The sequence below is a fragment of the Ligilactobacillus sp. JN-6 (Y).1 genome (genome assembly GCF_058111525.1).
In genome coordinates this window covers 679191-692241 of record NZ_CM176599.1, presented here as the reverse complement: position 1 = coordinate 692241, position 13051 = coordinate 679191, and the positions used below count along the sequence as shown (strand labels likewise).

General features: G+C 37.9%; 13 protein-coding genes. 6 read left to right on the top strand and 7 right to left on the bottom strand.

Features of this window, described 5'->3' with window-relative positions; all coding sequences use genetic code 11:
• Position 1: 1 nt before the first annotated feature.
• The gene (locus AC3XNE_RS03350; RefSeq protein WP_489832857.1) at positions 2–760 is read right to left on the bottom strand and encodes a PTS mannose/fructose/sorbose/N-acetylgalactosamine transporter subunit IIC; all 759 of its coding nucleotides are present in this window, start codon (positions 758–760) and stop codon (positions 2–4) included.
• Between the two features lie 262 nt (positions 761–1022).
• Here AC3XNE_RS03350 and AC3XNE_RS03345 point away from each other — a divergent pair, with 262 nt between their 5' ends.
• Positions 1023–2036: an SIS domain-containing protein gene (locus AC3XNE_RS03345; protein ID WP_489832855.1), complete on the top strand. Its 1014-nt coding sequence runs from the start codon at positions 1023–1025 to the stop codon at positions 2034–2036.
• 284 nt (positions 2037–2320) lie between these two features.
• On the opposite strand, the gene AC3XNE_RS03340 is transcribed toward AC3XNE_RS03345, so the two are convergent.
• From AC3XNE_RS03340 to AC3XNE_RS03315, 6 genes are all read right to left on the bottom strand, one after another.
• Entirely contained in the window at positions 2321–3211 is an 891-nt protein-coding gene (locus tag AC3XNE_RS03340; RefSeq protein WP_489832853.1) for an ATP-binding cassette domain-containing protein, read from the bottom strand.
• Positions 3204–4274: an ABC transporter ATP-binding protein gene (locus AC3XNE_RS03335; protein WP_489832851.1), complete on the bottom strand. Its 1071-nt coding sequence runs from the start codon at positions 4272–4274 to the stop codon at positions 3204–3206. Before AC3XNE_RS03335 ends, AC3XNE_RS03340 begins: the two co-directional genes overlap by 8 nt.
• Positions 4275–4286: 12 nt before the next feature.
• Positions 4287–5219 carry an ABC transporter permease gene (locus AC3XNE_RS03330; protein ID WP_489832849.1) on the bottom strand — a complete coding sequence of 311 codons (933 nt, stop codon included), beginning with the start codon at positions 5217–5219 and terminating at the stop codon, positions 4287–4289.
• A gap of 5 nt (positions 5220–5224) precedes the next feature.
• Positions 5225–6154 carry an ABC transporter permease gene (locus AC3XNE_RS03325; RefSeq protein WP_489832847.1) on the bottom strand — a complete coding sequence of 310 codons (930 nt, stop codon included), beginning with the start codon at positions 6152–6154 and terminating at the stop codon, positions 5225–5227.
• 138 nt (positions 6155–6292) lie between these two features.
• Positions 6293–7933, bottom strand: coding sequence for a peptide ABC transporter substrate-binding protein (locus AC3XNE_RS03320; protein WP_489832845.1), 1641 nt, complete (start codon positions 7931–7933; stop codon positions 6293–6295).
• A gap of 59 nt (positions 7934–7992) precedes the next feature.
• The gene (locus AC3XNE_RS03315) at positions 7993–8808 is read right to left on the bottom strand and encodes a PfkB family carbohydrate kinase (RefSeq protein ID WP_489832843.1); all 816 of its coding nucleotides are present in this window, start codon (positions 8806–8808) and stop codon (positions 7993–7995) included.
• Between the two features lie 698 nt (positions 8809–9506).
• Between AC3XNE_RS03315 and AC3XNE_RS03310 the strand changes: the two genes are divergently transcribed.
• The 5 genes from AC3XNE_RS03310 to AC3XNE_RS03290 are packed head-to-tail and all read left to right on the top strand — an operon-like array spanning position 9507 to position 13041.
• Entirely contained in the window at positions 9507–9911 is a 405-nt protein-coding gene (locus AC3XNE_RS03310) for a PTS sugar transporter subunit IIA (RefSeq protein WP_489832841.1), read from the top strand.
• 15 nt (positions 9912–9926) lie between these two features.
• Entirely contained in the window at positions 9927–10397 is a 471-nt protein-coding gene (locus tag AC3XNE_RS03305) for a PTS sugar transporter subunit IIB (RefSeq protein ID WP_489832839.1), read from the top strand.
• Positions 10398–10418: 21 nt separating this feature from the next.
• Positions 10419–11204: a PTS mannose/fructose/sorbose/N-acetylgalactosamine transporter subunit IIC gene (locus AC3XNE_RS03300; protein ID WP_489832837.1), complete on the top strand. Its 786-nt coding sequence runs from the start codon at positions 10419–10421 to the stop codon at positions 11202–11204.
• On the top strand, positions 11194–12021 hold the full coding sequence (locus AC3XNE_RS03295; RefSeq protein ID WP_489832835.1) for a PTS system mannose/fructose/sorbose family transporter subunit IID: 828 nt from the start codon (positions 11194–11196) through the stop codon (positions 12019–12021). The genes AC3XNE_RS03300 and AC3XNE_RS03295 overlap by 11 nt, the downstream gene beginning before the upstream one ends.
• 21 nt (positions 12022–12042) lie before the next feature.
• Positions 12043–13041 carry an SIS domain-containing protein gene (locus AC3XNE_RS03290; protein ID WP_489832833.1) on the top strand — a complete coding sequence of 333 codons (999 nt, stop codon included), beginning with the start codon at positions 12043–12045 and terminating at the stop codon, positions 13039–13041.
• The last annotated feature ends 10 nt before the right edge of the window (positions 13042–13051 follow it).

Genomic DNA, 13051 nt, shown 5'->3' with positions numbered 1-13051 from the left:
TTTACGTCAGATCTTCATCTTCGTCGTTTGTGCTAGGAGCCGGACGTTGAATTATTAATAGTGCTATTAGAAGTGCTAGAACTGATACTCCGATCACTGGCATTTTTAAATAAGCTGTTAGAATAAAGCCGATAAAGAAGTAAGGTGCTAATTTTTTACTGATCATCATTTGAATCAACATTGCAAAACCTACTGCTGGTAATAGACCTGCGGCTACAGAAAAAGAGGTCATTATTTTTTCAGGTAGTAAAGAAATCAATGATTGTGATGCCTTTGTTCCTAATTGTAAGACAAGAAAAGTTAAAATACCTGATGGTGATCTCAGGATCAACGGGAAAAAATGCCAACGTTCCATGCTTTTGAAATTATGCTCTTTAATTGCATCTCTTCCTTTTTTAATGGTATATGAGTTTAATGTAAAGGCAAGCATGTTTAGACCTTGCGCAACGATAGCAAAAGGCATTGCCAATGTTACGGCGACATCAGCGCTGGCTCCGCTCTGAATAGCCAAAGCTGTAGCTATTGTACTAGCTACACCTACATCGGGAGGGAGTGCTGCTCCGATGGTTACGATCCCAATAAACATGCCCTCTAGTGCTGCTCCGATCAAAATCCCCTTTTGCAGATCGCCCAAAATCAATCCAACTACAGGCCCGATTATAATGGGACGGTTCATCATTGATGCACCTAAATACCGTTCATCTAACTGAGAAATATAGGCAATAAAAGCAATTAGCAAATTTTTCAATATAATGATCATTTTTGATTCACCCTTTCGTAGGTAACTTTCCTTTCTGGAAAATAAGACAACCTGACATTAAGCTATTGACTCAAAGGTTCAACACATTATGTTGACAGCGATCACCACTCTTTTTTGAGATCCTTTTGTAACCGTTTTCTATATACTTATAGTACCAGTGGTAATTTAATATGTCAATAAAGCTTGACCAATTCAAAAGAGAGTGGTATGTTTAATTATAGTTAAATATAACCTTTGGTAAATAAACGGGAGGGATTATTATATGTTCAATTTTGACGAAAAAAGGTTCTTAGACACTCAAAACGGGGCAGTACAAGTGAAAAACAGTGTGAACGAAGTAATTGATACGATACTTCCAGACATTGAAAATATTTTTTTTATTGGTTCAGGTGGAGTTGGTATTCTGTTTGATTCTACAGTTGAATTTGCTAGGACAAAAACCACATTCCCATTTCACCGTGTTATTGCAGCTGAGTTTATGGATGCACCTAACAAGACATTCTCTGATAAGTCTTTGGTAATTATTCCTTCGCTGTCAGGAACAACACAGGAAACATTAGAGCTTGTCGATTTTTGCAATAAAAATAATGTTAAAACGTTAGCTTTAGTGGGTAGCCCAGATACTCCTCTTGAAAAAAATGCTACTTACAGTGTTTATAATGATGTTTTAGATGATACAAGTTCTGAGAGTTATTATTTACAAGGGTTAATGATCGTTTTACGCGTGATGCTAAAAAAAGGTGAGATCTCACAAGAAAAATATGACGCATATTTTGATGATTTTGCTAAACTTCCTAAAGAATTGCTGAGTGTCAAGAAACAAGCAGAATCAATGGCTCAAGGATTTGCTGAGAAGTTCCAGGATACTGCCTACCATATTATTACAGGTGCGGGTGATTCATTTACGGAAGCATACTATTATGGAATGTGTATCTTAGAAGAAATGCAGTGGATCAAAACACGCCCTGTACAAGCAGCTGATTTCTTCCACGGTACTTTGGAATTGGTTGAAAAAGGAGTCAGCGTGATCGTATTTGAAGGTGAAGATTTCTCGCGGCCAATTGTTGATAGAGTGCGTAAGTTTCTCCCACAGGTGACAGATACCATTACGGTGATCGATACAAAAGATTATGAAATGAATATTTCGGATGAAACTAGAAAGATAATTTCCCCAATAGTATTGGCAACTATTTTGGAGCGGGTAAGTGCATATTTGTCTGATCAGAGAAAACATCCTTTGACAGTGCGCAGATATTACAAGCGTATCCCTTATTAAAGTTAAAGAGAATGCAGGTATAGTATTACTTTTCAAGTGTGTAGATCAATGTAACTTGCATAAGAGTTTTATAAGGTAGGGTTGGGTAAAAGTCCCAACTCTTTTTTAGTCTTTTTGTAATAACAATAGTTAAAAGTTGCAGCCATAGTTAAGCAATGCGATGGCCAAGAACATTATAAACAGTGGATATTGAATGTTTAATTTGGGATAACGCGTTTAAAAGGACCGAAGCACTCCGAACAATTGGAGTCGACTTCGGTCCTTTAGAATTGAAGATCTCTTATTTAGTTTTCTGTTAACACCCAGTGGCCCGGTTCAGATTCAACCATTGATTGGTTTGCATAATCTTCTTTTTTAGCATGATAAGACGTTGCCTCTTTATTTTTTTCGGCAAACGGATTTGCTACTGGAATAGATTTCAATAAACTTTTTGTATAGGAGTGCAGAGGATTTTCAAAAATTTGCTCTGTTGTTCCTAACTCGATCATGTGTCCTAGGTGGATCACTCCAATATGATCAGAAACGTGGCGAACCATGGTCAAATCATGAGCAATAAATAGCAAAGCACTGCCGCTTTCTTTTTGAATACGTTTTAACAGGTTAACTACTTGGGCTTGCACAGAAACATCAAGAGCCGAAATAGCTTCGTCTGCAATGATCAGTTTAGGATTCATGACCACAGCTCTCGCTATACCAACACGTTGTCGCTGTCCCCCTGATAGTTCTTTCGGATATCTAACAGCAAACGATTCATCTAAACCAACAGTTCGCAACACATCGTTCACCATTTCTAACTTTTCTTGGTTACTCAGGCCTTTACGATGTACGTCCAATCCAACTTTGATAATATCACTAATTTTTTTACGTGGATTCAAGGATGACATTGGGTCTTGGAAAATCATTTGCATATCTGAGCGTAACATTTCTTCACTTTTTTTACTTAATTTGCCAGAAATTTCCTTATTTTGAAACACCACTTTACCCTCGGTTGGATCATGTAAACGAATGATCGCTCGGCCAATAGTAGTTTTGCCACTGCCTGATTCCCCGACTAGTCCAAACGTTTCGCCGTTTTTAATGTTAAATGTAACATCATCGACCGCTTTGACCACTGTTTGTTTTGATACTGGGAAATATTGTTTTAAATGATCAACCTCTAAAATATTATCATTCATTTATTTCACCTCGCATTCTCGTAATGCGCTGCTGCAATATTTCGGGCATTGCAACGTGCGGTGCTCTTTCATCTAGCAGCCACGTAGCAGCCTCATGATGTGAATTGATTGCAAACATCGGGGGTTCTTTTTTAAAATCAATTTCTAAAGCATATGGATTGCGTGGTGCAAAAGCATCTCCAACGATGTCTTTAGTTAGGTCGGGGATCGTGCCGTTGATAGTAGGTAATTCTTCAGTATCATCTTGGACATCTGGTACTGCTGATAGTAACCCCCATGTGTATGGATGACGTGGATCGAAAAAGATATCTTCACTACTGCCAGTTTCAATGATTTTGCCTGCGTACATTACATTTACACGATCTGTAATGTTAGCAATAACGCCTAAGTTATGTGTAATGAATATAACTGATAAGCCGCGCTCGCGTTGTAGTCTTTTGATCAGGTTTAAGATCCTGGCTTGGATCGTTACATCTAGAGCTGTTGTCGGTTCATCGCAAATTAACAGACTTGGGTCACTGGATAAGGTAATGGCTATAACAATGCGTTGTCGCATACCACCTGATAATTGATGCGGATATTGATTTATTACTGTATCTATATGATCGATCCCGACCATGTCGACTAGTTCATGTACCTCTCCTTTTACATCTTGTGCTGACAATTTGTTATTTGAAGATTTGACAGCTTCGGCAATTTGCTTACCAATTTTCATCGTAGGATCAAGTGAAGTCATCGGATCTTGGAAAATCATGGCGATTTGTTTACCTTTAATTTCGTCTTGTATTTTCTGGTGATCTATTTTTAGTAGATCAACACTTTCTTGTCCTCGAGACCCTTTATAAGTAAATGTAATTTCACCACTCTCAATGACTTGATTTGGTTCATGCTCACCCATAATTGGCTTAACAGATGCTGATTTACCACAACCTGATTCGCCGACTAGAGCTAAGGTTTCACCTTTTTTGAGCTTAAAGCTTATATTTCTAACAGCCTTTACTTTTCCACGATAGGTTTGGTAGGACACAGCTAGGTTTTTCACTTTTAAAATCGTTTCTTGCATAAGTAACTAACCTCAACTTTCTTCGATAGCGTCTCTGATGGCATCAGCAATAATGTTAAACCCTAGCATAATTAAAGCTAAGAATAATACTGGGAAAATAACCATGTGTGGGAAAACAATTGCTTGTGTATAGCCATCGTTGATCATTGTACCGAGTGATGATAATGGAGCAGGGACACCTAAGCCAATGAAAGCCAAGAATCCCTCTAAGAAGATAGCGTTAGGGATCGAAAACATAAATGTAGTAACGATCTGACCCATTGCATTTGGCAGAATTTCTGAAAAGATAATTTTAATATTCGAAATGCCTATTGTTTTCGCTGCCAATATATACTCTTCGTTTTTAATTTTTAATACTTGCGCTCGAACGATCCGACTCATGTTGATCCAACCTACTAACATCATGGCGGTGATAATGCTTGTCAGCCCAGGTTTCATAACTAAGACTAATAAGGTCACAATGATGATCATTGGAATCGTGCTCAAAACTTCAGTGATACGCTGCATAACAATATCCGTCTTACCGCCAAAATAACCCGAAATTAATCCGTAAGTTGTTCCGATAATCAAATCAATGACCATGGCTACAAAGGCAACTTCTAGTGAAATACCTGTACCAGCAGCAACACGAGTGAATATATCGCGTCCTAGATTATCGGTTCCAAACCAATGTCCTCCTTGTCCAGGTGTTAAATTAGAATTTTGCGGATCAGGTACATTGGGATCGAAATGGCTCAAATGAGGACCAAAAAACGCAATTAAAGCAATCAAGATTATAACAAGAACACTGACTAGAGCAACTTTGTTTTTAATAAAGTTTCTGAAGACAAGTTGTATGAAGGATAGTGATTCTCCTGAATAATGCTCGACTTCCTGTGTCCGATCGGCTAAAGTGAACTCACTTTGATTTGTGTCTGGCTGTGCAGATCGTGTATTCTTCATCATCATGATCACCCCTTATCCAATCTTACGCGTGGATCTATAATACCGTATAAAATATCTACAAATAACATAATGCCGATAAATAGTATCGAGTAAAAGAACGTAATGCCTAACACAACATTATAATCATTCGCTTGAATAGCTGAAATATAGGTTGTTCCTAGGCCTGGGATGGCGAACGCTTTTTCAACAACCATACTACCAGCAATTAAATCGATCACCAAAGGTGCCAGGACAGTAATTACCGAAATCAAAGTATTTCTTACAACGTGTCTTGTAACCAACTGTGCGCGTGAGATCCCTTTTGAGTCAGCTAAACGAATATAATCTGAGTCCATAATTTCGATCATTTCTGACCGTGCATATCGTTCAACGCTTGCCATGGTAAAAGTACTTAATGCAATAGTTGGTAAGACGCTTGACAAAAAGGGATTATCTGCCGAATAAACGGCAGGTAATAAATATAATTTGAATGAAAATACGATCGATAAAATTAGGGCAACGACGAAGTTGGGGAGACTAACACCCAATACGGAAATACCAGTCATTAAACTATCTACCGTTGTATTGTGTTTCAAAGCAGCAACGATGCCCATAATAAATCCGCAGACAGAGCCTAAAACCGTTGCTTGTAGGCCGATAGTTAATGAAACTGGAAAGTGCTGGGCGATGATTTGTGTAACAGGAGTATTAACTTGCAAAGAATAGGATACTCCAAAGTCACCCATCAGCATATTCTTTACGTAATTCCAAAACTGAATCAAGACCGGTTTATCCAAACCGTACTTTGCGTACAAAGCTTGCACTTGTTCATGAGTCATTTTTTCATCATTAAATGGTGACCCTGGCATGGCCTTTTCCATCAAAAATAAAATGAATGTGATCAAGAAAAGTGTGGCAATGGCAATTAAAATTCTCTTTAAGATGTATTTTTTCATAAACCCAATACCTCCTTTTTTCAAAAAGTGACGCTAAATTCAGCTAAAAAAGACGACCTGTTTCTTTGCGCCAGGCCGCCTTTTTAATAAGTTACCATTTGCGATATTCTGACTAGTTATATAGCATCTTTTCAAAGATCATCGTTTTAAGGTGACATACTTAAACGTATAAGGGACACCTGAAATATGCTGCTTTAATCCGTGGATATTCTGCCGTTGCAAAACTGGTGCCCCAGATTGATATAGAGGTGCTGAAGATGCACTATCAATTAATAAATTGTTGGCTTTTTGGAGTGCCGCGTTGCGCTTTTTAATATCACCGCCATATTTCGTTGCTGCATCAGCCAATAGTTGGTCATATTGCGGGTTATCGAATTTAGGATAGTTGCTGACGTTATCTGATTGGTACATGCTTAGAATAGCCGACGGGTCAGAGTAATCAGGCCCCCAACGTGTCAATACTGTATCAAAGTCGCCCGAACCCATTTTATCAACACGCGTTTTCTTAGAAAGCTGCTGTAACGTTACTTTCATACCTGGTAAGTTCTTTTCGATCTGTGATTTCATGTAAGCAGCAACATTTGCATTAGAAGGGTCGCTGTCATCATATGTCAAAGAGAATGACCGTAATTTTGTTTCTCGTTTAGCCAGTTGCCAATATTGTTTGGACTTCCTTGGCGAATACGTGTAACCTGGTTCTGATCCGCTTGAGAAATCTTTATTGTCATTTGTGGTATCTTTGTACAATCCGGACATGATCATTGACTTCGCTGGCTTTGAGCCATCTTTTAAAATGTGTTTGGTAATTTCCTTTTTATTAATGGAAGAGTTGACAGCCTTACGCAAGTTGTCGTTATCCAATCCTTTCTTCTTTAAATTGATCATAAGGTACTGCGTATATGGACCGAGTTCCGTCTTGAAAGATTTCTCTTTTTTGAACTTTGTAGCTAGTTGCCCACTGATCGGTGTATAGTCAGCACTACCGTCCTTGTATGCGATAGCAGCCTTTTCAGGATCAGTAATGACATTGATTTTAACTTGTTTTGCTTGTACATGTTTGGCGTCCCAGTAACTCTTGTTTTTCACTAGAGTGACAGAATTATCACCCAGTTTCCAATCTTTCACTTTGTATGGGCCGGCGCTTATCAGATTTTTGTCACTCTGGGAAAATTTCTTACCTTCTTGTTTGTAAAACTTTTCATTTACTGGTGCAAAGGAACCAAATGATAACAATTTATTCAGATAAGGAACTTGACGATCGAGATGCAAAACAAGAGTTTTCTTACCTTTTGCTTCAACACCTAAACTAGAAACGGGCTTCTTACCGGCCACGATGTCATCTGCATTCATTAAACCAGCTGCACCAGGTTGAAAATTGAACCCCGAAGCATTTTTTGGATTAGCTAGTCGACGCCAAGCAAAAACAAAATCATTAGCCGTTACTGGATCGCCGTTAGACCACTTGGCGTTCTTTCTAATTGTAAAGGTTTTTGTTTTACCGTCTTTAGAGGTTTTCATTTTTGAAGCTAATGCTAAATGGACCTTATCCTTTTCATCTACTGAATATAATCCCTCATATGTATTACCCACCACTGTTCCTGAACTTGGGTTATACCCTAAAATGGGATCTAAAGAATCTATTGGTGATGTTTGGACCATTGTAAATTCTTGTGTACTACCCCGATCGATATTCCGTGCATGATTGATAACTAATACACTAATACCAGCAATTACAATAATGCTCCCGGCCAGTACAGCTAGCTTTTTTTTAAATTTCATTTTACTCGTTCCTCCTTTCTAAAATAGAAGGTCACAAAAGGTTTATTACCATTGTCATATCAATAACCTTTACCGTGTCCAAAGCCGCCATTAATAGCACATGTTCTGGCGGCACTTTGACTGGCTGCTAATGCGGCTTGCTGGATATCTTTAGTTTCTGTATAAGACACTAAGAAACCCGCGATAAAACTGTCACCCGCGCCCATTGTATCTACGACTTTTGTTGACTGGGGAGCCTGATAATGGTAACCATCTCGGTCCATCACTAAGGCAGGGTTTCCGCCACGAGTAACAACAACTACGTCAGGACCTATAGCCAAGCACTTACTAGCAAACTTTTGCGCTTCTTCATCATCGAACTCAGAACCTGAAAAAAAGGCATAATTCACATTAGGTAATGTAGCAAGCAAGTAGCTTTCATCATGGACATCAGAAAAGTCAAAACTAACTTTCAAATGTTTCTTTAAAGTTGCCAAGTCTTGATCAATATTGGAATCTATCCCAGTGTGTAAAACGTCATATTGATCTATCATTTTATAGTCCTCTGGCGTGATCCTGAGACGAACTAAATGTTGAGTTGAACCTTTAGGGCCAGCTGCGAACTGACGATCTCCGTCTTCATCAAGAAACACACTTGGCTGTGCCGTTGCTGCATATATTTGACGACAATTTACTAAATCGACTTTTTCGTCCGATAAAGATGTTTTAATATGATCAGCTTGTAGATCGTCTCCAAAAACTCCCATGAATCCCACACTTTCTGCTCCCGCTTTTTTAGCATCTACGGCAACATTTACACAATTACCACCGGGGTAAAAAATATGGGTATCAACATATGTATCAGCAACGTTATCGCCAATAGTAATTAATTTCATTAGCTTCACACCTTTTATATTTTGATTTTTTTCAGCATACCTACGCGTCTGTTCAGTGTTCATGATACTTGTCCACAGTTGAATAGATGATCAGGCCACATAACACATATTTGACTGATTGTGTGAAAGTTTATAAGTCATTATATGATGTTATAGGTTAATATAAAGCATCAATTTCATGGAGTCAACACTTTATACTAATTTTACTCACTATTTTTTAATTTTGAATTGAAGGAATGATATATGAAAAAATAAACCACAAGCTAGTGTTTTTGAGCCTTTTTTTGTTGATCAGTAGAGTTGGTTTTTAATAGTATCGGAGCTCATATAAATCTATTCTAATGTTTTGCTTGATAAAATGAGAAAGATACCTGGAAAAAGAACAAAATTATTTAGCACCAAGTTTAAATCGTTCTCAAAGATGAAACAATATCAAAATGGGTCTGATATATAGTTTTAAATGGCAAAAAGGCGTTATTGCTAATTATCATTGTCATTTATGAGGTTAATATTTTAGTGGGTTGACACTTTGCTTCAATAAAATAATAGTGTCAAAAGCTGAAGTAAATTTATTATGAAATCAACGCCTTTATTGATTGGCATGGAAGTTGCTTATATAAAAGAGTATACAAGTAACGAAGCTCTTTTGTTTAAATTACAAATAAAGGTTGATGATCAATAATATGAAGATACTATGTATGAGTCATGGAGAAATGGCCGAAGGGGCCGTTCGATCGGCTAAGATGATAGTTGGTGATGTAAAGTACCTTGACTATGTCAATGCTTATGTTGATAAAGACATTGATGTAGACAACCAAATTAAACATTATCTAGCTGAAAACGCTGGTCAAACGATTATTGTCTGTACAGATATTTTTGGCGGCAGTGTTAATAATAATTGGCTAAAGTATATGCAACAAGAGAAAAATATATACTTGGTCGCTGGTTTGTCTCTACCATTGCTTATTGAACTTGTGTTGGGTTTGGGCAAACAATCAAATGAGAACATTAACAGTATTATTGAGCGTGCAATTGAAAATGCTAAAAATAGTGTGAAGTTCTGCAATGAAATAGATTTTGAAGTTACTAAAGATGATTTTTGATGAGGAGGTAATATTATGATCGTAGCGACCAGAGTGGATCATCGACTCGTACACAGACAAGTAGCATTTTCTTGGACTTCTGCCATTAATGCAAATTGTATTTTAGTTGCAAATGATTCTGCAGCGAGTGACGAAATGCAGATGACAACTTTAAAGTTAGCTGCGCCGCAGGGCGTAAAAGTTGTAGTTAAAAATGTTTCAGATTCGATAGATCAAATAAATTCAGGAGTGACTGATAAATATAAACTTTTTATAGTTGTTAAGAGTGTTCACGACGCGTATCAGTTGATCAAAGGGTGCCCGCGTATAAAAGCTCTTAATGTTGGTGGGACTAAGAAAATTGATGGAACGGACCAGGTGACCTCTTCAGTTTTTCTGAATTCTGAAGATAAAGAAGAATTAAAAGAATTGTCCGCTGACAGTGTAGATATTTTTTCTCAGATGGTACCTAATGACAAGAAGAATGATTTCATGAAGAAGCTTTAAAAATACGAGGAGGTTTTAGATATGAGTATACTTACTCAATCTGTCTTACTTGCGATAGTGACCGCAATCGTCCCAGCTGATTGGCTAACGGGTACGAGTAATATATCTCGGCCTCTTGTTACGGGTACTTTAACAGGTCTTGTAATGGGTGATTTAAAAACTGGGATAATAATGGGTGCAACTATAGAGTTGGCATTTATGGGGGCAATAACTATAGGAGCATCTCGTCCACCGGATGTGATCGCTGGAGGGATATTGGGAACTGCTTTTGCTATTGCGACAGGTAAAGGTGCTGGTTTTGCAATAACTTTGGCTTTCCCAGTTGCTGCTTTATATCTGATCATCGACAATTTGTTGACGATTTTGATTTTGCCTATTTTCTTAAGAAAGGGCGATAAATATGCAGATGAGGGTGACTCAAAGCGTTTAAATCGAATGAACTGGTATGGATTTATCACAGTCAAGAGTTTGCCGAGAGCTTTTTTTGTCGGCTTAGCATTTTACTTAGGCGGGCCAGTGATGACCAGGTTGTTGAACATGATCCCAAATTTTGTACAGAACGGTATTAATATTGCTGCAGGTATAATGCCCGCGCTTGGTTTTGCATTATTATTACAGATGATCTTGAAGAAGAACGTTGCAATATATTTTGTTCTTGGTTTTGCACTTTATAGTTACCTGAAAATCCCAATTTTAGGTATCTCGATTTTTGCCGCTTGCTTGATGTATATAATATTACATCTTGAATCTAGGATAGACGCAAAGGGAAAAGGTGACTTACCTGGAGGTGACGATAATGAGTTCTGAGGTTATTGAGAAAAAAGTATTAAAAAAAGATCTACGAGGAATGTTTTGGCGTTCGCTCACAATGGAAGCTTCCTGGAACTTTGAACGGCAGCAGAGTATGGCATATAGTTATTCCATGAATAAAGTTTTAGATAAGCTTTATCCCGAAAAGGAAAAAAGAAAAGAAGCTTTGAAGAGACACATGGCTTTCTTCAATTGTTCACCGCCTCTTTCAACGATAGTAATGGGTATTACAACTGCAATGGAAGAAGAAAATGCCAATAATCCTGATAACTTTGATCCTGAATCAGTCAATAATGTTAAAGCCGCTTTGATGGGCCCCCTTTCTGGGATTGGAGATTCCTTTTTTTGGGGAACACTGAGGATCTTAGCGACGGGATTGGGAACTTCTTTTGCAATGAAAGGAAACGTTTTAGGGCCAATATTGTTCCTGTTAGTATATAACATCCCCGCTTTACTAGTACGCTGGTTTGGGCTAATAAAGGGTTACGATTTAGGAGCTTCAATGTTGCAAGGTGCTGAGACATCGGGGTTTTTAGACAAGTTTTCTTATGGTGCCTCGATAATTGGACTGATGGTTATCGGCGGAATGTCGGCAAGTATGGTGTCAATAACTGTTGCGGGCTCTTTTGGGCAAGGAAATGAAGCTCAGACCTGGAATTCGATGATCAACGGGATATTACCTAATATGTTACCGTTAGCTTGTGTAATGCTTATATATTGGCTTTTGAAGAAAAAGGTATCTACGATTACGATTTTAATAGGAATTTTTGTTATTGGCATTGTTATGGCTTATTTTGGGATTTTGAAAGCCTAGAAAATAGAAAGGGAGATCGTGATGTTAAAATTTGATGCAGAAAAGTTTATAGATGAGGGAAAAAAGGGTTACCAACTGAGAGGAAAAATAGAAGAGATCGCCACTAAGTTATACGATGAAGGGATCCGTAATATTTTCTTCACAGCTTCTGGCGGTTCTAATGCAGTCATGCAGCCCTTTAATTATTGGATGGAAATTAAATCTGATATCCCAAGTTACTTGATCACTGCTGCAGATTTTTTGGCCGCAGGAAGTAAAAAGTTAAAGAAAGATAGTCTTGTTATTTTACTTTCCAAATCAGGAGATACAAAAGAGACAGTCGCTATCGCTAAGAAAATGGAAGATTTGGGAGTTAGAACAGTATCCTTCGTGAATAAGGAAGATACCCCGCTTCAAGGACATTCTACGCATACGATCGATACATTTGGGTATCATCCGCAGGAAATGGCATTTTACTTTTTGATCGGGAAGATTTTACAAAAGAATCAGGAATTTTCAGATTATGAAAAATTTGCTGATGAATTAAAATATTTACCGGAAGATATGAATGTGGTAGCAGAAGAAATTGACGAACAAGCAAAGAACTTTGCTGAGAAATATCAAAATGCTGATTACCAAATTTGGGTCGGCTCAGGGGATCTTTGGGGGACGACATATTGCTATTCAATGTGTGTCTTGGAAGAGTCTCAGTGGCTGAGAACGAAGTCAGTTAGTTCACCAGAATTTTTCCATGGAACATTCGAGTTGGTCGAAAAAGGTGTTCCTGTAGTGCTTTTGAAATCTGAAGGTCCTACTCGAGCATTGGATGACCGAGTTGCAAAGTTTGCCTCAACATATACTGACGAATTTGAGGAATTCGATATGAGTAGTTTCTCACTTCCTCATATTTCAAAGGAATTTAGGGTTATTGTGGAAGCTCCTGTAATGTGGGCGGCTTTACGTCGAATTAGTCTCCATCTTGAAGACGTTAGGAACCATTCGCTTGATAAGAGACGCTATTATAGGGTCGTTGAATATTAATATTAACTAA

What these genes read in the sequence shown, in the direction of transcription:
- AC3XNE_RS03350 (WP_489832857.1), bottom strand. Translation starts at nt 760, where the DNA reads ATGATCATTATATTGAAAAATTTGCTAATTGCTTTTATTGCCTATATT.
- AC3XNE_RS03345 (WP_489832855.1), top strand. Translation starts at nt 1,023, where the DNA reads ATGTTCAATTTTGACGAAAAAAGGTTCTTAGACACTCAAAACGGGGCA.
- AC3XNE_RS03340 (WP_489832853.1), bottom strand. Translation starts at nt 3,211, where the DNA reads ATGAATGATAATATTTTAGAGGTTGATCATTTAAAACAATATTTCCCA.
- AC3XNE_RS03335 (WP_489832851.1), bottom strand. Translation starts at nt 4,274, where the DNA reads ATGCAAGAAACGATTTTAAAAGTGAAAAACCTAGCTGTGTCCTACCAA.
- AC3XNE_RS03330 (WP_489832849.1), bottom strand. Translation starts at nt 5,219, where the DNA reads ATGATGAAGAATACACGATCTGCACAGCCAGACACAAATCAAAGTGAG.
- AC3XNE_RS03325 (WP_489832847.1), bottom strand. Translation starts at nt 6,154, where the DNA reads ATGAAAAAATACATCTTAAAGAGAATTTTAATTGCCATTGCCACACTT.
- AC3XNE_RS03320 (WP_489832845.1), bottom strand. Translation starts at nt 7,933, where the DNA reads ATGAAATTTAAAAAAAAGCTAGCTGTACTGGCCGGGAGCATTATTGTA.
- AC3XNE_RS03315 (WP_489832843.1), bottom strand. Translation starts at nt 8,808, where the DNA reads ATGAAATTAATTACTATTGGCGATAACGTTGCTGATACATATGTTGAT.
- AC3XNE_RS03310 (WP_489832841.1), top strand. Translation starts at nt 9,507, where the DNA reads ATGAGTCATGGAGAAATGGCCGAAGGGGCCGTTCGATCGGCTAAGATG.
- AC3XNE_RS03305 (WP_489832839.1), top strand. Translation starts at nt 9,927, where the DNA reads ATGATCGTAGCGACCAGAGTGGATCATCGACTCGTACACAGACAAGTA.
- AC3XNE_RS03300 (WP_489832837.1), top strand. Translation starts at nt 10,419, where the DNA reads ATGAGTATACTTACTCAATCTGTCTTACTTGCGATAGTGACCGCAATC.
- AC3XNE_RS03295 (WP_489832835.1), top strand. Translation starts at nt 11,194, where the DNA reads ATGAGTTCTGAGGTTATTGAGAAAAAAGTATTAAAAAAAGATCTACGA.
- AC3XNE_RS03290 (WP_489832833.1), top strand. Translation starts at nt 12,043, where the DNA reads ATGTTAAAATTTGATGCAGAAAAGTTTATAGATGAGGGAAAAAAGGGT.